This window comes from Pseudomonas sp. 10B238, from assembly GCF_000970615.1.
Lineage (GTDB): Bacteria > Pseudomonadota > Gammaproteobacteria > Pseudomonadales > Pseudomonadaceae > Stutzerimonas.
This window is the reverse complement of record NZ_KQ033928.1, coordinates 140,905-161,193: the sequence shown is the minus strand read 5'-3', so window position 1 is coordinate 161,193 and position 20,289 is coordinate 140,905. Positions and strand designations below refer to the sequence as shown.

The following is a 20,289-nucleotide window of genomic DNA, read 5'->3' as shown; positions in this document are numbered from 1 at the left end:
GATGGCCGGTCGGGCGCCTAATTTAATGCAGCCGTGTGACAGAAAAATTACAGCGAGGTGACGTGACAACGCCCACCGGCGCAAGAAGCGTGGTGGGCGTCGAACTCAAGCCTTGCAGCGGTCGCTGCAGGCCTGAACGCTGCTGGGTTTAGTCGTTCTGCAGACCCAGGTCGCTAAGGGTCTTGTCGACCACTTTCTTCGGCAGCGGGATGTAGCCGTCCTTGACCACGACTTCCTGGCCCTGCTTCGACAGCACAAGCTTGAGGAACTCGGCGTCGATCGGGCTCAGCGGCTTGTTCGGCGCCTTGTTGACGTAGACGTAGAAGAAGCGTGCCAGCGGGAACTTGCCAGCCAGAGCGTTCTCTTCGTTGGCTTCAAAGGCTTCGCCACCCTTGGACAGGGGCACAGCGCGGACGCTGGAAGTCTTGTAGCCGATGCCTGAGTAACCGATGGCGTTCAGGGTGCTGGAGATCGACTGCACCACCGAAGCGGAGCCCGGCTGCTCGTTGACGTTAGGCTTGAAGTCACCCTTGCACAGCGCTTCTTCCTTGAAGTAGCCATAGGTACCGGAAACCGAGTTACGACCGAACAGCTGGATCGGCTTGCTCGCCCACTCGCCGGTCAGGCCGACGTCACCCCAGGTGGTGATGTCCTTTTCGCCACCGCACAGGCGGGTGCTGGAGAAGATCGCGTCGACCTGCTCGATATCCAGGCTCTTGATCGGGTTGTCCTTGTGGACGAACACGGCCAAGGCGTCGATAGCGACCGGCACAGCAGTCGGCTTGTAGCCGTACTTCTCTTCGAAGGCCTGGATTTCGTTGTCCTTCATCGGACGGCTCATCGGGCCGAGGTTGGCCGTGCCTTCGGTCAGCGCGGGCGGTGCGGTGGAGGAGCCGGCGGCCTGAATCTGGATGTTGACGTTCGGGTAGCTGCGCTTGAAGTCTTCAGCCCACAGAGTCATCAGGTTGGCCAGGGAGTCGGAACCGACGCTGGACAGGTTGCCGGATACGCCGGAGGTCTTCTCATAGGTCGGCAGTGCTGGATCAACCGCGGCCACTGCGTTGGCAGCGCCTACACCAGCGGCAACAAAGGTCAGGGCCGCCATCAAACGATTCAGTTTCATTCCATGCTCCTAGCAGGGGTGTGTCAGTGTTTGGAACGGGGGCCATTGTCTGCAGGCCGTGTGAACACTCTATGAACTGAATATGACAATCTGGTGACGATACTGAACTTTAGGCCTGCCCGGTCGCTGTGACTATCTACAGCCGCTATACTCGCCCCCGCCCGCACTGCTGCGGGCTTTTCGCGCAAGAAAAACAAACGCGCCGCGAGTCCGACCGATGAACGAATACGAACAGGAAGATCCAATCCCGCAGGGCGACCTGGCCTTGCAGCTGACCGCCCTGCCGCGTGAGACCAACGGTTTCGGCGATATTTTCGGGGGCTGGCTGGTATCACAGATGGATCTGGCCGGCACCGCCATGGCCAGCCGCGTCGCCGCCGGTCGTGTGGCAACGGTGTCCATCGACCGCATGGCCTTCATGGTGCCGGTGGCAGTCGGCGCGCAGCTTTCGTTCTACACCCAGACGCTGGATGTCGGCCGCAGCTCGATCCGCATGCTGGTGGAAGTGTGGAGTGATGACCCGCTGTCCAGCGAGTGGCGCAAGGTCACCGAGGCGGTATTCGTCTTTGTCGCCATTGATGGCAGCGGCCGCACCCGCCCGGTCACGCCACGCCGCTGAAAGCCGATCAGCGCACCACGTAGCGGTTTTTTCCGGCCTGCTTGGCTTGGTACAACGCCGAATCGGCGGCCTGATAGAGTTGTTCGGCGGTCTGCCCTGGCTGCCACATCGCAATGCCAATGCTCGTTGTGGCGCATGCGCTCTGAGCTGATGCCGGATGAGGGATGGCACGTTCAGCGAGTTCAGACAGAAGCTGCGCCGCGATGGCCTGCGCCGAGCTCTCATCGCAATTGAGCAGCAACAACGCGAACTCTTCCCCCCCGACCCGGGCTGCCAGATCCATCGGCCGCCGGGAGAAACGGCCCAGTAAGTCGCCGAAATCGCGGATCAGCGCATCGCCGGCCGGGTGTCCCAGACTGTCGTTGTAGGCTTTGAAGTTATCCAGATCCAGGAGTAGCAGCGCGAGCGGCTGGCGGTCCCGACGGGCTTGCAAGAGCGTCTGCCGCAGAGCTGCATCAAAGCTACGGCGGTTCGCCAGACCAGTCAGCGAGTCGTGCTGCGCGACCCAGCCGAGCAGCTGGCGTACCAGGAATTGCTCACGCTGCGAGTATTCATGGATGTAGCGACTGATTGCTCCGATCGTCAACAGCAACACGTAATAGCTGACCGAGATCCAATGCACCTGCATTTCGCTGGAAGAGAGGATGAGCGCGGCCATCAAGATATCGATCAGGATGATCGACGCCGCACTAATCAGCGCTCGCCAGAAGGTGATGCCGAGAAAGAAGAACGAACAGACGATCAACAGCCCAGCACCGTAGCGGAACGCCAGTTCCGTCTGGGAGACTTCGTAATGGATATCGATGCGCGCCGCAACGATCCCAACCAGCACCAGCAGCAACGGAAACAGTCGGTTGGCAACCAGCCGGACCCGCCGGTGAAAGACCGACATGAGCAGGATCGCTACACCCGGCGCCATTTCCACCAAACGCAGCAGGGTCAACTCGCGCAGCCACCTCGGGTCAGACCCGGCATATAGCTGCCGTTCGGCATAGTGATAACCGGCCACCACCAACAGCAAAAGGCAGGCACCCAGCACTTGCGCAAAGCGCGCCTGACGCCCCAAATAACGGCGAAATTCGCTTTCCAGGTCAGGTGCAAACAGCAGGCCACGAAAGCCTGCCAGCAGCTGCCTGCCATGCGGGGTATCGCGGAAATCTTCGGCAGACTGCTGTTCTAGGGGCTGCATCGACGTTGCTCAGGTGATGGCGCGGGCAATGATATCACTTAGACATTACCTCGACGGCTTTCCCGATGAACGTGCCAGCAACCGTTCCGGGGCAGATAAATCCGCATCGCTCGTCTCTTGCCGACGCCTTCACGAGACTCCACTATCGAGTCACCTGCACTGTTGGATGTATCGCGTGACCAGCCTTCTGCTCGCCCTATGGCCTCTGTTTGCCCTGATCATTGCCGGCTACTTTCTGCGCCTGCGCGACTTTCCCAACGAAGCCTTCTGGCCTGGCGCCGAGCGGATCAACTACTTCGTGCTGTTCCCGGCGCTGCTGTTCAGCAGTCTGGCCACCGCACCTTTGGACAACCCGGCGCTGCCCCGCTTGGCTGCGGCCGTGTTGCTGGCTCTGGGATTGGCGTGGGTCGTACTGCTGATCATGAAGCGCCTGCGCGGCTGGTCGGCGGCGCGCTTCGGCGCCTTTGCCCAGGGTGCCCTGCGTTTCAACACCTATCTGGGCCTTGCGGCTGTCGGCAGTCTGTTCGGCCAGGAGGGCCTGGCCATGGCCGCGCTGATGCTGGCGTTGATGGTGCCAACCGTTAACGTGATGTCGGTCTGGGCGCTGACCGCTGAACGCGGCGTCAGCGCGCGCGGCCTGCTGCTGCCGATCGCGAAAAACCCCTTGATCGTCGCCTGCGTCACGGGCGCCCTGGTCAACCTGTCCGGGTTCGGCCTGCCTGGCGGCACTGACCGGCTGCTGGGTCTGCTGGCAGCGGCCAGTTTGCCCTTGGGTTTGCTCTGTGTCGGCGCCGCCTTGAAGCCGAAGGAACTCGGAGGCGAAATTCCTGCGCTGGGCTGGAACAGTGCTGTGCGCCTTCTGGCAGTGCCGCTACTGGCCTACGCCGTCGCTCGCTTGCTCCAATTGCCTGTCATGGAAACCACCATCATCGTCCTGTTCTTTGCCCTGCCCACAGCGCCTACCGCCTACGTGCTAACCCGGCAGCTCGGTGGTGACAGCCACCTGATGGCCGGCATCATCACCCTGCAAACACTGCTCGCTGCGGCCAGCCTGCCGCTGGTGCTGACACTGCTCGAACGCTGAAAACCGTGACCGAGCGCCAGCCATCGCGGCCGTTATCGCGCTGTCGTGGTGCGGCGTTCCACTGGAACGCTGTCGGCAGCGAACGACTCGATCAAGCGCTGATAATCGCCACTGTCCTGAAGGGCTCTAAGTCCTTGGTCGAACCGCTCGATCAGCTGTCCGGCGTCCGGTCGGCTGCGGGGGACGATGAGGTGAATCGTCTGACGGCTCAACACCGAATCGGAAACATGAAAACGCCGCCGATCCACTTCGGTTGATTGCACGGCGTGGACGCCCAGCAGACGATCAGCCAAAAACACATCATCTCGGCCAAGCAGTAGCAACAACGCACACTCGCTCAGGCTCGGCGGCGAATGTCGGACCAGTACACCCCGATCAACCAGTGCCTGGACTCCGGCAGGCAGCTGCCAGCCCAGCGGGTGGCACAGCCGCCGGCCGCTGATGCCGGCAAGGTCATTGACTTCGACTGAATCCGTGGCGCGACTGAACAGATGTTGCTCGGAAACGTAGAGCGGCGCCGAGTAGAGGAAATCATGCTCGCGCTGCTCCGCACGGATATAGGGAAAAGTCGCGTCGTATTCGCCGCGAAGGGTCATCAGATAGCCCCGATTCCAGGGCTGCCAGGCAAGCGACGAGGCCAATCCGCTGCGCTCGAGCGCAGCCTGTGCGACCGCCGAGAGCATGCCGCCCCGAGGCAGTGCGCGATCAGTGAGCGGGGCGTAGTCATCGCCCGTCACCAGGCGCACATCCGCGGCATGTGCCCCCAGACTGACCGCCAGGCTCAGCAGAGCGCCTCGGCTACAAAATCCTTTCATCACCACCTTTGCCATCCTTGCGAAAACGAATGAAGCGCAACCTAGCGAATATCAAAGCCACCAACTATCAGCGCATCGGGTGCCGCTAGCGGACGACCTGGCCGCGCGACAATCGCAACAGCAGCAATGCCATGCCCACTCCAGCGGCGATCAGCACCAGTGTCGGGCCCAGATAGCCGACCAGCTCCTGCAGCCAGGCGAGCAGGTGGCGAACGATGAGCAGGTTCAGGTTTGGCCCCGCTGCGTCCGCATCAAGCCGATAGGCGCCCGCCAGCCAAATGTCATAGGCGGACCTCAGCGGCAGCAGCGTCAGTGGCAGCAACACCAGGCACACCCAGTAGCCGCTGCGCCGCCTTGGCCCCAGCAGCCCCCAGGGCCGGTAGGCCGCGCGGATCAGCTGGAAGAAACAGAGGCTGTAGTAAGCGATTAGCAACAAGACGAACGCGCCACTCCAGGATGGGGCAATCCAGAGTTCACGCACCACGACTCCAGTGAACGACAAGCTGAGCAGGCCACAGACCAGAAGAAAGAAGGTTTTCATCGCATGTCCCGGTTGTCGGTTATCGGTTGACGGCGAATCCACATCGAAACAGAAACCGAACGTGGATACGCGCAACCGTTTCACGAAACTGGCCGCGATGCGCAGCGATCATGCTCACTACGAGCGGCGGCGCACGCATCAGAACAGGCTGAGCTGATCGCCCGCCGGCTCGCTGGCCGGCTTCGGCAGGCCATCCCCCTCGCCTGTGCGCTTCGTGTCGCCTAGGCTCAGCCTTTCAGCTAGTCCGGCCGCGCGCTCGGCGCGGGTGCTTACGGCCTCGCCCAGACGCACCGGCAGCGCCCAAAGCTCCACCTTGCGCTTGGCACGGGTGATGCCGGTGTAGAACAACGAGCGCGTCAGCAGCGGGCTAGGCTGTTCCGGCAACGCCAGCAGCACCTCGGCGAATTCCGAGCCCTGGCTCTTGTGCACGGTCATGGCGAAGGCGCTGTCGTGGCTCGGCAACCGTGCCGGGGCGAAGCCGCGATAGCCCTCGTCCCCTTCGAAGAACACCCGCAGGCCCTGCTCGGTTTTAAGGCACAGGCCAATATCGCCGTTGAACAGGCCCAGAGCGTAGTCGTTCTGCCGGACCATCACCGCGCGGCCGGGGTACCAGCGTTCGCGCGCCGGCACGCCGAGGCGACGCTTGAAGCGCGCCTCCAGCGCCTCGTTGATGCCGGTGACGCCAAAGGCGCCCTCGCGCTGGGCAGTCAGCGCGCGGAAACCGTTGAAGGCCTCGAATGCGGCGGACGGCTCGGCCTGGCGCGCGGCCTGCAGATAGGGCGCGTAGCCCTGCTCGAGCCGCTCGATCAAGGCGGTCGGGCTGGGCGTCGCGTTCCAGGCGAGATCCGCACGGCCTTCCTGCAGCAGCGCGACGGTGCCTTTCGCATCGCCCGCGTTGATTCGCCGCGCCAGCTCACCGATGCCGCTGTCACCTGCGAAGCGGTGGCTGTGGGTGAGCAGGACCACCGCATCGCCCAGGCGCGAGCGCGGCGTCTCGATGGGAACATGCTGCCCGGTAATGCGTTGCAGATCGGCCGCGGCCTGGCTATCGAACCCTCGGCCTTCACAGAGTTCGGCGAACACCGCGCCGGCTTCCACGGCGGCCAGCTGGTCTTTGTCGCCGAGCAGAATCAGCCGCGCTTTGGGCGGCAGCGCAGCGACCAACTTGGCCATCAGCGCCAGGTCGACCATAGATGCCTCGTCCACCACCAGGACGTCCAGCGCCAACGGGTTAGCCGCGTCATGCCGTACTTTCGGGCTGTCGCCGCGGCTGCCGAGTAGGCGGTGCAGTGTGCGCGCCTCGTCCGGCAGGGCGTCCTTGACGGCATCACTGACCGGCAGATCAGCCTTGGCGTTGCGGATCGCTTCGGCCATGCGCGCCGCCGCCTTGCCGGTGGGGGCCGCAAGGCCGATGGCCAGGCGCCCGCCGCCGGGCTGTTCCAGCAGTGCCGCCAGCAGGCGCACCACCGTGGTGGTCTTGCCGGTGCCGGGGCCGCCGGAGATTACCGCCAGGCGCCGCCGTACTGCCTGGGCCGCGGCGAGGCGCTGCCAATCGGGGCTTTGCTGGTTGAAAGCGAACAGGCGCGCCAGGCTGTCGCTCAGTTGTTTTTCATCCACTGCTGGCGCATCCGCCGCGCGGGCCAGCAGTTGTTCGGCCAGCTGCTGTTCGTATGCTTGATAACGGGCCAGATAGAGCCGATTCCCCATGAGGATCAAGGGCGCGTAATCGCCTGGCGCGCCGACCAGGGGAGAGGCTTCCAGCTGTTCGCGCCAAGTTGCGAGCGGCGGCAGGCTTAGGTCGACTTCGGGCCAGGGGCGCTTGCCCGCCAGGCGTTCGAGCGGCAGACAGACGTCGCCGGAGGCCAGGGCCTCGCAGCAAAGCGCGGCGGCGAGCAGGACCATGTCAGGCGTGTCCGGCTCGAGGCGCTGCAAGCTGGCGACGAAAGCGCGCTCCAGTGGGCCGAACGGCAGGTCTGAAAGCAATGCCATCACACATCCCTCCACGCGGGCGGGGTCAGGCAGCACTTCAGCATGGAGCAGACAGCGGCCCGCCTTAGCCAATGAAGGCCATCGTTAAAGTGGTGGGCTGAAGCCCACCCTACAGCGCTGATATTGACCGTAGGAGCCAGCTTACTGGCGATGCTTTGTCCATTCCCCCGGATCGCCAGCAAGCTGGCTCCTACAAAAGCGGGCGATTTCCCATAGCGAGAGAGGGCTACTGCGAATCTAAGGCGCATCATCTCCCCTCCTCGAACAGATGGTCCAATGCATCGAGCACGGCATCGTCCGGCCTCGCGAAGTACACATGCCCGCCTCGGACATCCCCCGCAGGACTAGCCTGTAGGGTGGGCTTCAGCCCACCGATATGCTCAGTTGGATAAGCGCGCTGAACTGACGCAAATTGCAATCCGACGATTTCTACAAGCCCCACATGCATCACCGCCCCTCCTCGAACAATCGATCCAGCGCATCGAGCAGCGCATCGTCCGGCCGCGCGAAATACACGCCGGCTTCAGGCATGCCCCGCAGGAAGAGGTAGTAGGCGCCGCCGAGCTGCTCGTCGCGGAAATCCGCCAGCCGCTGGCGCAGGAAGCGGCGCAGCGCCACCAGATAGATCAGGTATTGCAGGTAGTAATGCTCGCCGGCCAGGGCCTGTAGCAGCCGCTCACCACCGTAGTAGCTGGCATCCGGGCCGAGCCAGTTGGATTTGTAGTCAGCGATGTACCAGCGGCCGTCGTGCTCGAAGGTCAGGTCGATGAAGCCCTTAAGAAAGCCCTTGAGGCTGTCGAATTCCAGCCGCGCCGCCGCCTCGCGCAAGGGTTCGGCGAGGCCGTTGGCCGGATCGACCAGCAACGTGCGCAGCCGCGCCACGTCCAGGTCCCGTACCGGGAAGGTGAAGCCCAGTTCCGGCAGGCGTCTGGCCGATTGCAGCGCGGCGAGGGTCAGGCCGGCGCCATCCATATCGGTGTCGAGCACCTTTTGCAGATGGCTGATGGCGATTTCCTTCCACTCCAGCGGCAGTCCGTAGGCCTGCAAAGCGGGTTCGACCAGCGCCTCCAGATCGCCTTTTCCACGCGCCCAGTCTTCGAGGATGGCGTGCAGGCAGGTACCGGCCCGAGCGCCACGGGGGAAGGCGAAGAATCCACTGCCCGGCTCGCCGGCATCAGGGATGGCCAGGGCGTCGCGGTCGGGCGCTTCCATATGCATGCCGGCTGCAAGACCGGAAAAGCTGCCGATCCGCCAGGCACTGTGGAGGCTGCGATTGAGCTGCGACAGCTGCTGAGGCGGCGCGGCGCGGCCGGGGCCCTGTGCATTGGCTTCGCGCGACTCCAGCGGCAGGCAGGCCATATGGCCTTCGCTTCCCTGCACCAGTCGCTCGATGGCCTGGCGCAGGCTGCCGCCGTTGAGGTCGGCTAGATGATTGCCCAGTTCACTCAACGGTTGCTCGCCAGGCAGTTCGCGGCCGTGTAGCAGCCAGGCCAGGGCGCTGCTGTGCAGACCTTCGTCCGCTAGGCTGCCATCCTTTTTTGGTTTGCAGAGATTCACAGGCCCCCAGTGCAACCAGAGCCGGTCGCGCGCGCGAGTCAGGGCGACATAGGCCAGGCGCAGCTGTTCGGCAAACACCTCCCGGCGGGCGCGTTCGAGGTTGTCTTCCAGCGCGTCGCTGCCGAGGTCCAGCAGCGGCTGGCCGCTGGCATCGTGGCAACGGGCGCTGTCGCGGTTCTTGCCGAGCAGTTTGCCATCCCAGAGGAAGGGGCAGAATACCAGCGGGTATTCCAGCCCCTTGCTGGTGTGGATGGTGACAATCTGCACCCGCTCGGCATCGCTTTCCAGGCGCAGCAGGGCTTCCTCACCGGCGCCTTCGCTACCGCGTTGCATGTTGAACCAGGCGAGCAGCGGCTCAAGACCCGGGCGCAGCAGGCTTTCGGCTTGCAACAGTTCACCCAGGTGCAGGAGGTTGGTCAGCCGACGTTCGCCATCGACCCGCGCCAGCAGCCGTTCGGCCACCGCCTGCTCGTCGAGCCAGGCACGGAATACGCGCATGAACCCCTGCTGCTGCCAGAGCTGGTGATAGCGCTCGGCGGCTTCGCGCTCGGCGTCCCACTGCTGCTGATCGTCCTGGCAGCGGGCGAGATCGGCAGCGCTGCGGCCCAGTAGGCGCGTGGCCAACGCATAGCGCAGCAAGCCTTCACGACCGGGCTCGGCGTAAGCGGCCAGTACTGCGGCCAGCTCAGCCGCCTCCTCACTGCGCCAGACGCTGTCACGCCCGCGGCGGACGCTGGGCACACCGCGCGCAGCCAGTTCGTCGGCAATCATCCCGGCTTGACGGTGATTGGCCACCAGCACGGCGATGTCACCCCCCTTGAGCGGTGTGAACTCGCCGTCCTTGTCGAAGCCGGCGCGGCCCTCGGCGGCACCGGCCAACTGTAGGGCGATGCGCCGGGCGGTGTCGCTTGCCGCCAGCTGCGCAGCCTCGCCCTTACCCAGCGGATCGTCACCGAGCCAGACCAGTGACAGCGACGCAGCCTCGCCCTCCTCCACCAGCCGCAAGCTCGCACGTGGCTTGTCGGCCGCGCCGACTGCTGGATAGCGCAGATCAGGTTGGGCGAACGGCTGCGGATGATCGAACAGCCGGTTCAGCGCGGCGATCAGCGCCGGCGTCGAGCGGTAGTTGGTGGGCAGGTTGAAAGGCTCGCGATCGGCCTGCTGCTTGGCCGTCATGTAAGTTGCCAGGTCCGCGCCGCGGAACGCATAGATGGCCTGCTTGGGATCGCCGACGAAACACAACGAGGCCTCGCTGGCCTTGGCATAGATGCGGTTGAATATGGCGTACTGGATCGGGTCGGTGTCCTGAAATTCGTCGATCAGCGCCAGCGGATAGGTGGCGCGAAGCGAGGCGGCCAGGTCTTCGCCGACCGGTCCCTGCAGAGCCTCATCCAAACGATTCAGTAGGTCGTCAAAGGCTAGCAGGCGCTGCGCCGCTTTGCGTTCCGGCAACTCGCGGTTGAGCCGTTCCAGCAGCGCGACTTGCAAGGCGATCAGCCGCTGCTTGCCGGCGGGCAGCGCCACGGCGACCTGATCGGCGAGTTCGTCTAGCGCATGGGCCAGTTCGCAGACGGGCGCGTCATGGCCCTTCTTGCAGGCTTTGCTCAACGCTCTGACACCGAACTTGGCCGCGCCCTCGGGTAGATCGAACATCACGGCCGGGTCGGCAAAATAGGCGTCGAGCTCGCTCCGCCAGTGCTCGAACTTGATGCCTTTGTGAGTACTCTGGCTGAGCCCACCGTGCGCCCGAAGCTCGGCGATCCAGGCGGTACCCGCTTCTCTCCACAAATCGGCGGCGCGTTGCCAAGCGGCCTCGACCGGACGCAGGTCGGTGGCGACCGGCGCACCCTGCGGTTCGACCCGCAGATAGGGCTTGCCCAGATGACTGCGCAGCCGCTGGCGCAACCAAACCGGGGTGATGCGGCTCTTGGCCAGGAAGCGCGCCCAGGCCGGATCGGCATCGGCCAGCTCGCTACGCCAGGCGTCGGCGAGCAGCGCGTCGATGATCTCGCGGTCATCGGCGGTCAGCTCGCTGTCGAAATCGCCGCCGGCTTCGAACGCGGCATCCTGCAGGGCCCGCTGACAAAATCCGTGAATGGTGAAAATCGCCGCTTCGTCGAAGCCGTGCACAGCCAACAGCAGGCGACGGCGCGAGGCTTCGTCCGGGTAGCGCGCATGCAGGCGGTTGAGGAAGTCGTCACTGCTCGGCGTGCCTTCATATACGGCGAGTAGATCGGCCAGCCGCGCACGGATGCGCTCGCGCAGCTCGGCGGTGGCCGCGGTCGTGTAGGTGACCACCAGAATCTGCCCCACCGACAGCTGCCGCTCCAGCAGCAGACGGGCATACAGCGCGGTCAGCGTCCAGGTCTTGCCGGTGCCGGCACTGGCTTCGATCAGCGAGCGGCCATCGAAGAGCGAATCGAGCAGGTCGAGTTTCATGCTTCCTCCTCGTCTTCAGCCAGGGCATCGAGCGCAGGGCCGATCAGCTCCTGCGCCAGGCTTTCGAAACGCTGGTCCAGCGGATCGCGGTCGCGGAAGGCCAGTGAATTCCAGGCGTCTTCGGCCTCGGGGGCAATGGGGCTGAACTCGGCACCCAGCCAGGCTTCACGGGCGCGCTTGCGGGCGCAGTCGAGCGGTTCACTGCCGCGGGCCGGCTTGCGATAGCCCTTGGCGAAGGCATGGCTGCTACGCGGCAGCAACGGCAGCGGTTCGCGGATGGCGCAGCGATAGGCCGCCAGCCAGGGTTCGAGGAGCTGCGCGGCATTGGCCAGCGGCCCAAGTTGCCAGTCACCAGCGGGCGACAGCATCAGGCTGTGGCGCTCGATACCGGGCGTGGCGGACAGGTTGAGCAGCAGATGGCGCAGCCAGAATGGTGGCAGGTCCCATTCGCCGAGGCGGCCGAGCTTCCAGCCAAACAGCCCGGCCGGGGTTACGCCGTCGAGCCAGCCATGCACGCGCACGCCGGCGAGGGTGATGTCCACCGGCAGCGGCTCGGGCACGGCGTCCGGGCGCAGTTCGAACAGCCGCGGCGCGAAGGCACGCACCGGCCCGCGCATCTTGCCCCACAGCGCCTGGCCCAGCTCGCCCGTCGGCAGCCAACCGGCCGCACAAGCCATGCGCCGCTCATCTTCGTCACTCCAGCCGTGTTCCATCGCCTGCAGCGACAGGCGCCGCAGGCCGTTCCAGGCCGGCATCTCCAGATCGAACGGCTCATCACTGGCGAGCGACTCCTGATCGTCAGCCAGGCGCAAACCGAGGCGTTGTTCGAGCAGGAAGCGCGCCGGGTGGCGGAAGCATTGCAGCAGCTGCGACGGCTCGATTGTCAGCCAGGCTTCGTCGGGCTCGGCGAGCAGGCTGGCGAATGGCTGCGGCTGGGTTTGCGGCGGCTCGGCCAGGCGCTGGGCGGCGCGGAACCACGGCAGCGAGAAACCGGCGCAGGCGGCAGCGCCGAAGTTGCGTGGTGAGAACGGCTGCAGCGGATGCGCGATAAGGATCTTTTCGCTGGCTTTGGGCGCTTTCGGCTGCGAGGTATCGGGGCTGGCAGGATCGCGAGCAAGCTCGCTCCTACAGACAGCGGTCATGTCCACCGCTTCGAGCACTTCGCTGAGCAGTACCGAGGGCGGCAGCACGGCGTTGTCGCGCGGGTCGCGGCCGACATAGGACAGGTACAGCGCCTCGCGTGCCGACAGCAGGGTTTCCAGCAGCAGGTAGCGATCATCGAGGCGTCGCGCACGGTCGCCGCGGCGCGGATGCCGGCCGATCAAATCGAAGCCCGACGGCGGCGTACGCCGGGGAAAGGCACCGTCGTCCAGGCCGAGCAGGCAGACCACGCGGAACGGCAGGCTGCGCATCGGCACCATGGTGCAGAAGGTCACCGCGCCGGTAAGAAAGCCCGAGGCGCCACCACCCTGCTGCAAGGCGGCGCTGAGCTGCTGGTGCACCAGTTCCAGTTCGATGGGTCGCGTGAGGTCCGCGGCCTGGGCCTGATCGCGCAATGCCGCGCAGGCTTGGGACAACAAGAGCAGCGTGTCGCCGGCTTCACGCTCGTCGAACAGGGTGTCGATCAGCACCTGCAGGTCATCGGCCCATTCGGCCAGCGGACGCGGCCGGGCCAGCTGATCGGCCAGGGTGCCGAGCCGCTCGACGAACTCCACCAGCCTCCCCAGCAACTGCCCTCGGGCCCCTTCCAGGGCATCCAGCGGCCAATGCACGCCCAGCAGCGGCGCGTTGTCACCGGCCAGTTGCGGCGGTGCGGCAAAGCCCAGCAGCAGACGATCCAGCCCCTGGCGCCAGGTAAAGGCTGATTCGTCGGGCAAGCCCAGGCGAACACGCTGGCTGCCGTCACGCCCCCAGCGCACACCGGCTTCACGCAACCAGTCGCGAAGCAGCGGTAGGTCTTCGCTTTCGATCCCGGCGCGCCGGGCAACGGCAGGCTGCTCCAGCCAGGCGAGGATTTCCTCGGCGGCAAAACGACTCTGCGCCAGCATCAGCAATTCAAGGAACGCCTCGATCAGCGGCATCTCGGCGCGCAGGCTGCGGTCAGCGAGGCTGTAGGGAATCCGCGGGCTGCCCTCGCGCGGGGCGAACACCGCTTCGATAAAGGGTGCGTAGCGCTCGATGTCCGGGGTCAGCACCACCACTTGATCAGGCGTCAGGCCCGGATGGGCAGCGAAACGCGCCAGCAGCTGGTCATGCAGGATCTCCACCTCGCGCAGCGGCGAATGAGCGATGTGCACTTCCAGCGAGCGGTCGTCCTCGGCCAGGGTGATGCGCTCATCGGGCTGGCGGGTGCGCAGGCGTAGGATGTCGTTCTGCAAGGCGTGCAGCAGGCTGTCGTCGTGCAGGTCGTCGTCTTCGGAATACAGGCCGAACTCCTGACTGCCTTCGCTGGCGGTCAGGCTGAACAAGGAATCGAAGAAGTCCCGGCCCTGCTTGCCCAAGCTCGCTAACAACGGATGGCCAACGTCGAGATACCAGTCGTCTGCTCCGCTCTCGGGCTGGCGTGCCAACTCGCGGATATCACGGATCTCGCCCCAGGCCTCACGGCTCGGGTTGAGTGCGCAGACGACCACGTCGATATGCCGCGCCAGCCCGTCGAGCACACGCAAGTGATGCGGTGGCAGGCTGCTGATGCCAAACACCAGCAGGCGCTCGGGCAGGCCGGGCAAGGGTTCGTCGCTGTAGAGCCGTTGCAGCAGATCGCCGAGTAGGCGCGCGCGGTGGGGGTGGCCGTCCTTGGTCAACTCGCGCCAAAGCAAAGCCTGCCAGGCCTCGTCCGGGCCGAGGTCCAGCGTTTCGCCACGCTCCCAGGCGGCCAGCCAGTCGTCGCGATAAAGCAGGTACTGGTCGAAGACATCGGCAATCTTGGCCGCCAGACTTAGCCTCCGGCGCTCGTCACCGCCGTCCAGATACTGCGCCAGACGCGGTGCGAGTTCGAGGTTGCCCGGATCGCAGAGCCAGCCGTACAAGCGCCAAGTCAGGGTGGTCGGGGAGAACGCCGATTGCTCCGGCAGGCTGCCGAGCACGGTGCGGCTCAGGTCCCAGACGAATTTGGCCGGCAACTGCATCTCCAGCTGCATGGCGATGCCCTGCTTGCGCGCCAGCTCCAGGGTCAGCCAGCGGCCCATGCCCTGGCTCGGCACCATCACCAGTGCCGGGGCGAAGGGGTCACTGAGCGGCTGTGCAAGCAGGCGCGTGGCCAGTTCGCCGAGGGTTTCGAGGTCAGGGGCGTGGTAGAGGCTGAGCATGGCGGCGGCTTCGACTGGATCAGCGGCCAAGGGTAACAAGTTCCGGTTGCGCAGCGGTGCTGCAAAGGCATGCGTAGATAGCCGGTGCGGCGTTCCTTCCTACTCCTTTCGCAGGAACTCAACGGTTCTTGTGTTCAATATCAATCCCCTACCCGCCATAGGATATTCCATGACAGGCAGTCCCAATGCCCCCAGCAACCTGTCGCCTGCCTCAGGCTAGGAGCAATCGATGAAATTGAACAACCGGAACCTGCTGACTCTCATGTTGGGCGCGGCCATCAGCGCGAGCCCGCTGGTCTACGCCGTGACCGACAACGCGCCAGCCAAAGGCTCAGTGGAGCGCAGCCATGCGCGCCAGGCCAGCGCGCTGCTTGAGCGCGCCACCGCTCACCTGAAGGCGAACGGACCCGAGCAGGCGCTGGCCGCGTTCAATGACCGCCAGGGGAGCTTCGTCGATGGCCAGCACTATGTGTTTGTCCTGGACCCGAACGGCACCATGCTGGCCAGTAACGGTGCGTCGCGCGCGCTGGTTGGGCTCAACGTGATGGACCTCAAGGACGCCGCCGGTAAACCCTTCATCCGCCAGATCGTCGACGGTGCCCGCACCGCTGACAGCGGCCAGGTGGACTACCACTGGCTGAACCCGGCCGACAATAAGGTCGAGAACAAGACCAGCCTGTACCGCAAGGTGGGCGATCAGATCCTCGCGGTGGGGTATTACATCCCGCGCTCTTCCGCCGAGCACGCGCAGAAAATGCTGGATGAAGCCGTAGCACTGATGAAACGTTCGGGTGGCGAGGCTGCGTTCAAGGCCTTCAACGACCCCCAGGGCGGCTTCGTGATGAATGACGAGTATGTGTTCGTTATCGGCCTGGAGGACGGCCAGTACCGCGCCAGTGGCGCTTCTCCAAACCTGGTGGGTGTCGATGTTCGCGAAGTCACCGATGCCGCCGGTACGCCGCTGTTCAAGCAGATGATCGAACTGGCCAAGAACAAGGGCAGCGGAACCGTCGACTATGTCTGGCGCAATCCGGCTACCAATGCGGTGGAGAAAAAGCACTCGCTGATCCGTCGGGTCGACGACGTGCTGCTAGGCGTGGGCTACTACTCGCCCAACTGATGCAAGCGCAGCGGTTCATGACGATTTCGTGAACGGGCGGCTGCCGACCATGGTCAACCGGATATAACCCACAGCTGACCTCCCGCCTTTGGCGAGACTGGCTGTGCCTGTTGATCATCCTGTCGCCGGAGACCCTGCCCGATGTTGACGCTGTTGCATCTGCTGTCCTCCATCGCGCTGCTGGTCTGGGGCACGCACATCGTGCGCACCGGAATCATGCGAGTGTATGGCTCGCACCTGCGCAGGTTGCTCGGCCACAGCATGGCCAACGCGCCCATGGCCTTCACGGCGGGAATCGGCGTCACCGCGCTGGTGCAGAGCAGCAACGCCACGGCCCTACTGGCCATCTCGTTCGTGGCGCAGGGTTTGATGGCGCTGCCGACCGCCTTGGCGATCATGCTTGGCGCGGACGTCGGCACTGCATTGATGGCCCGCGTGCTGACCCTGGACCTGTCGTGGCTGTCCCCGCTGTTCACTCTGGTCGGGGTCAGCCTGTTCCTTTCACGCAAACAGACCCGTGCAGGCCAGCTCGGTCGCGTGCTGATCGGCCTTGGCCTGATCATTCTGGCGCTGCAGCTGATCGTTGGCGCCGCCGAACCCATCACCGAAGCGCGCGGCATGCGTGTGCTGTTCTCCTCTCTGGCCGGCGACACCCTGCTGGCCGTGGTGGTCGGCGCGTTATTCGCGGTGCTGTCGTATTCCAGCCTCGCCGCCGTTCTGCTCACCGCAACGCTGGCCAGTGCCGGGCTGATCAGCCTGCCGGTGGCGCTGGGTGTGGTCATAGGTGCGAACGTTGGCAGCGGTGTGTTGGCCTGGCTCAATGCGACGCCGCAACCGGTGCCGGCCCGTCGGGTAGCGCTGGGCAATCTGCTGTACAAGCTCGCCGGCCTTGTGGTGCTGCCGTTCTTGCCGATGACGGTGGAATGGATGGCAACGCTCGGCTTCAGTGCGCAAACCCAGGTCATCGCCTTCCACCTGGCTTACAACTCGCTACGTTGCCTGGTGCTATTGCCAACGGTCGGCCTGATGGCCAGGCTCTGCGAGCGGGTACTGACGGAGCGGCCTCTGGATAACGGCATTGCGCAGCCGCGCCATCTCGACCCCACTGCGCTGGACACCCCCTCGCTGGCCCTGGCCAATGCCACACGCGAGACACTGCGCATCGGCGATCTGGTGGAAACCATGCTGGCACGCCTGCTCGAAGCCCTGCGTGAAGACCGTCCGGAGCCGGGCGAGGACATCCGCCGCCTGGACGACGATGTCGACGCGCTCTACAGCGGCGTCAAGCTCTACCTGGCGCGAATGCCACGCGAGGACCTGGCCGAACAGGAAAGCCGGCGCTGGGCCGAAATCATCGAGTTGGCAATCAACCTGGAGCAAGCCGGCGATATCATCGAGCACATGCTGGGCAAGGTGCAGAACCTCAAGATTTCCAAGCGGCGCTCGTTTTCCGACAGCGGGCTGGACGAGCTCGGTCAGCTGCACAGCCTGCTCAGCGCCAATCTGAGCCTGGGTCTGTCAGTGTTTCTCTCCGGTGATTCCCACAGTGCGCGCCAGTTGCTGCAGCAGAAGCGTCAGTTCCGCAAGCGTGAGCGCGAACTGGCCCACGCCCATGTCCATCGGCTGCACCAGCAGGTGGTGGAAAGCATCGAGACCAGCGCCGCCCATCTGGAGCTGATTGCCGACATGAAGCGGCTGAACTCGTTGTTCTGCAGCGCGGCGTACCCGGCATTGGAGGGCTCCGGCAGTGGAAAGCCGCGCGTCTCGGGCGAAAGCCAGGCAGTGCGAGAAACGCGGATCAAGCAGCAGCTGCCGCCGGGCAAGCCGGCCTGATCCCGACCGGTCCGATGGTCGGTGCGGGCAAGAAAAACCCCGGCGATGCAGTGCACGGCCGGGGTTGAAGTCAGCTTAGCAAACGGGTCAGTCCCGCTGCCGACGCCTCTGCATCCACACCACCAGTCCGAACAGCAACAGAGCGGGTAGCCACATCCACTCCTTGGCCCAGCGGTCGGTAGGCGCGCGCACGGCCAGAATTTCCTGATCGAACTGCAATCCGAGCTCGGCGGCAGGGCTGCCGAAGGTCACGCTGTCGATCAGCACCTTGCCGTCTTCCTCATAGGTCATCACGCCCAGCTTCTCCAGCTTTTCCGCGCCGGTCTCGCCGTTCGGGATGGCGATCAGCAGGCTGAACTCACGCATGTCACCCACGGCGTCTTCACCCCGAATGCGCAGGCGCAGCTGGCTGTCTTCCTCGACTGCTTCCAGCGCCTGGACCAACTGCGTAGGCGGTATGTCTCGGTAGGGGTCATGCACGATGTCCATCCAGAAGCCCGGACGGAACAGCGTGAAGGCGATCAACAGCAGCAGCACGTTTTCGTACCAGCGGCTGCGCACCAGGAAGTAGCCCTGGGTACCGGCTGCAAAGATCAGCATGGCCAGTGTCGCGATGACGAAGATCACCATTCCGTGCCAGAACGACACATCGATCAGCAACAAGTCGGTGTTGAAGATGAACAGGAATGGCAGCGCGGCAGTACGCAGGCTGTAGTAGAAGGCCACCACACCCGTCTTGATCGGGTCACCCTTGGACACGGCAGCCGCGGCGAACGAGGCCAACCCCACCGGCGGCGTCACGTCAGCCATGATGCCGAAGTAGAAGACGAACAGATGCACCGCGATCAGCGGCACGATCAATCCGCTCTGTGCCCCCAGTGCCACGATCACCGGTGCCAGCAGGCTGGACACCACGATGTAGTTGGCAGTGGTTGGCAGGCCCATGCCAAGGATCAGGCTGAGGAATGCCGTGAGCAGCAGCATCAGCATCAGGTTGCCCATGGACAGCAGTTCGACCAGATCGGCCAGCACCAGGCCCACGCCGGTCTGCGAGACGGCACCGACGATGATCCCGGCCGCCGCGGTGGCGATGCCGATCCCGATCATGTTGCGTGCACCGGCGATCAGCCCTTCGCGCAGGTCGATCACGCCGTCCATGAAGTTGCCGTGCGCATGAGTACCGTCGCGGCGCATCCAGGTCAGAAGCGGTCGCTGGGTCAGCAGGATGATGACCAGAATGACCGACCCCCAGAATGCGGACAGGCCAGGCGACAGGCGCTCGATCATCAGGCACCAGACCAGCACCACCACCGGCAACAGGAAGTGCAGGCCGGACAGCAGCACCGGTCGGGTCTGCGGCAGTTTTTCCAGCGGCGCGTCGGGGTCTTCGGCCGGCAGCGGCGGATTGCTCGCGGCGATTTTAAGCAGACCCAGATAGACCGCCACCAGCAGTGCCCCGACCACCCAGATCGCTGCGTCGCCCAGGGCAGGTTTGAGCCACCCGAGGCCGTAGTAGACCGTGAGCGAAACGCCGGAGATCAGCGCAACGCCAAAGGCGAAGCCGATCAGCCGCTGCATCCAGGGCTTGGCCACGTTGGCCCGTGGCAGCGCGGTGAGACCGAGCTTGAGCGACTCCAGATGAACGATGTAGACCAGTGCGATATAGGAGATCAATGCCGGCAGAAAGGCGTGCTTGATCACTTCGACGTAGGGGATGCCTACGTACTCAACCATCAGAAACGCCGCCGCGCCCATCACCGGAGGCATGATCTGCCCGTTGACAGATGAGGCCACTTCCACCGCGCCGGCCTTCTCGGCCGAAAACCCGGTGCGCTTCATCATCGGGATGGTAAAGGTCCCGGTGGTCACCACGTTGGCAATGGACGAGCCCGAAATCAGGCCGGTCATGCCGGACGCAACCACCGCCGCCTTGGCCGGGCCACCGCGGAAATGGCCAAGCATGCTGAACGCCAGCTGGATGAAGTAATGCCCGGCGCCCGCACGCTCAAGCAGCGCGCCAAAGAGGACGAAGAGAAACACGAAGCTGGTGGAGACACCCAGGGCGATGCCGAACACACCCTCGGTGGTGATCCACTGGTGGTTGGCGAGCGCTGTGAAGCTGACGCCACGATGCGCCAGCAGGCCTGGCATGTATGGGCCAGCCAGGCTGTAGCCGAGGAAGATCAGGGCAATCACCGCCAAGGCAGGGCCGAGTGCGCGGCGGGTCGCTTCCAGCAACAGCGGAATACCGATGCACGCCGTGATCAGGTCCATGGTGGTGAGGTTGCCGGGACGCTGGGCCAGCTGCTCATAAACGATGAACAGGTAGCCTGCGCTCGCGGCGGCAATCAATCCGAGCGCGATGTCGATCAGTGGCACCCGGTCGCGCGGCGAGCGCTTGAATGCGGGATAAACGAGGAATGCCAACAGCAGGGCGAACGCCAGGTGAATCGAACGCGCCTCGGTGTTATTGAACACGCCGATGCGCAGCATGAAGGGCAACGGCGAGGCGATCCACAGCTGGAACAGCGACCAGAGCAGCGCAAGGCTGGCGATCAGCTTGGCCATTGCGCCGCTGGGCAGCCGAGCACCGACGTCCTTGGCAATCAGATCTTCAGTAGAAGGATGGTTGTCTTGCATGAAATCTGGCCTGTTTTTTCAGGGAACGGAAA

The 20,289-nt window shown here is 64.6% G+C and carries 12 protein-coding genes; 4 read left to right on the top strand and 8 right to left on the bottom strand.

The features are described from left to right. Positions 1-148: 148 nt before the first annotated feature. Positions 149-1,123, bottom strand: a complete 975-nt coding sequence (locus RT21_RS03040) for a PstS family phosphate ABC transporter substrate-binding protein (RefSeq protein ID WP_046161561.1) — start codon at positions 1,121-1,123, stop codon at positions 149-151. A 217-nt stretch (positions 1,124-1,340) separates the two neighbouring features. Between RT21_RS03040 and RT21_RS03035 the strand changes: the two genes are divergently transcribed. After that, entirely contained in the window at positions 1,341-1,742 is a 402-nt protein-coding gene (locus tag RT21_RS03035) for an acyl-CoA thioesterase (protein WP_045423569.1), read from the top strand. Between the two features lie 7 nt (positions 1,743-1,749). On the opposite strand, the gene RT21_RS03030 is transcribed toward RT21_RS03035, so the two are convergent. Then, positions 1,750-2,931, bottom strand: a complete 1,182-nt coding sequence (locus RT21_RS03030; RefSeq protein WP_046161560.1) for a GGDEF domain-containing protein — start codon at positions 2,929-2,931, stop codon at positions 1,750-1,752. A gap of 166 nt (positions 2,932-3,097) precedes the next feature. Between RT21_RS03030 and RT21_RS03025 the strand changes: the two genes are divergently transcribed. Next, on the top strand, positions 3,098-4,015 hold the full coding sequence (locus tag RT21_RS03025) for an AEC family transporter (RefSeq protein WP_177327045.1): 918 nt from the start codon (positions 3,098-3,100) through the stop codon (positions 4,013-4,015). Positions 4,016-4,047: 32 nt separating this feature from the next. Here RT21_RS03025 and RT21_RS03020 read toward each other — a convergent pair whose 3' ends face one another. From RT21_RS03020 to recC, 5 genes are all read right to left on the bottom strand, one after another. Continuing rightward, complete coding sequence (locus RT21_RS03020; protein ID WP_046161559.1) at positions 4,048-4,830, bottom strand: substrate-binding periplasmic protein; 783 nt, start codon at positions 4,828-4,830, stop codon at positions 4,048-4,050. 85 nt (positions 4,831-4,915) lie between these two features. Beyond that, positions 4,916-5,371 (bottom strand): hypothetical protein, encoded by a 456-nt coding sequence (locus RT21_RS03015; RefSeq protein ID WP_046161558.1) that lies wholly within the window; start codon positions 5,369-5,371, stop codon positions 4,916-4,918. 138 nt (positions 5,372-5,509) lie between these two features. After that, entirely contained in the window at positions 5,510-7,360 is a 1,851-nt protein-coding gene (recD, locus tag RT21_RS03010) for an exodeoxyribonuclease V subunit alpha (RefSeq protein ID WP_046161557.1), read from the bottom strand. Between the two features lie 447 nt (positions 7,361-7,807). Next, entirely contained in the window at positions 7,808-11,356 is a 3,549-nt protein-coding gene (recB, locus tag RT21_RS02995; protein ID WP_046161554.1) for an exodeoxyribonuclease V subunit beta, read from the bottom strand. Further along, positions 11,353-14,664: an exodeoxyribonuclease V subunit gamma gene (gene recC / locus RT21_RS02990; protein ID WP_046161827.1), complete on the bottom strand. Its 3,312-nt coding sequence runs from the start codon at positions 14,662-14,664 to the stop codon at positions 11,353-11,355. The genes recB and recC overlap by 4 nt, the downstream gene beginning before the upstream one ends. A 229-nt stretch (positions 14,665-14,893) precedes the next feature. Between recC and RT21_RS02985 the strand changes: the two genes are divergently transcribed. Together RT21_RS02985 and RT21_RS02980 are read left to right on the top strand one after the other, a co-directional pair. Further along, positions 14,894-15,784, top strand: a complete 891-nt coding sequence (locus RT21_RS02985; protein WP_046161553.1) for a cache domain-containing protein — start codon at positions 14,894-14,896, stop codon at positions 15,782-15,784. 141 nt (positions 15,785-15,925) lie between these two features. Continuing rightward, positions 15,926-17,617 (top strand): Na/Pi cotransporter family protein, encoded by a 1,692-nt coding sequence (locus RT21_RS02980; protein WP_046161552.1) that lies wholly within the window; start codon positions 15,926-15,928, stop codon positions 17,615-17,617. An 87-nt stretch (positions 17,618-17,704) separates the two neighbouring features. On the opposite strand, the gene RT21_RS02975 is transcribed toward RT21_RS02980, so the two are convergent. Further along, the gene (locus tag RT21_RS02975; RefSeq protein WP_046161551.1) at positions 17,705-20,257 is read right to left on the bottom strand and encodes a TRAP transporter permease; all 2,553 of its coding nucleotides are present in this window, start codon (positions 20,255-20,257) and stop codon (positions 17,705-17,707) included. Positions 20,258-20,289 lie beyond the last annotated feature (32 nt).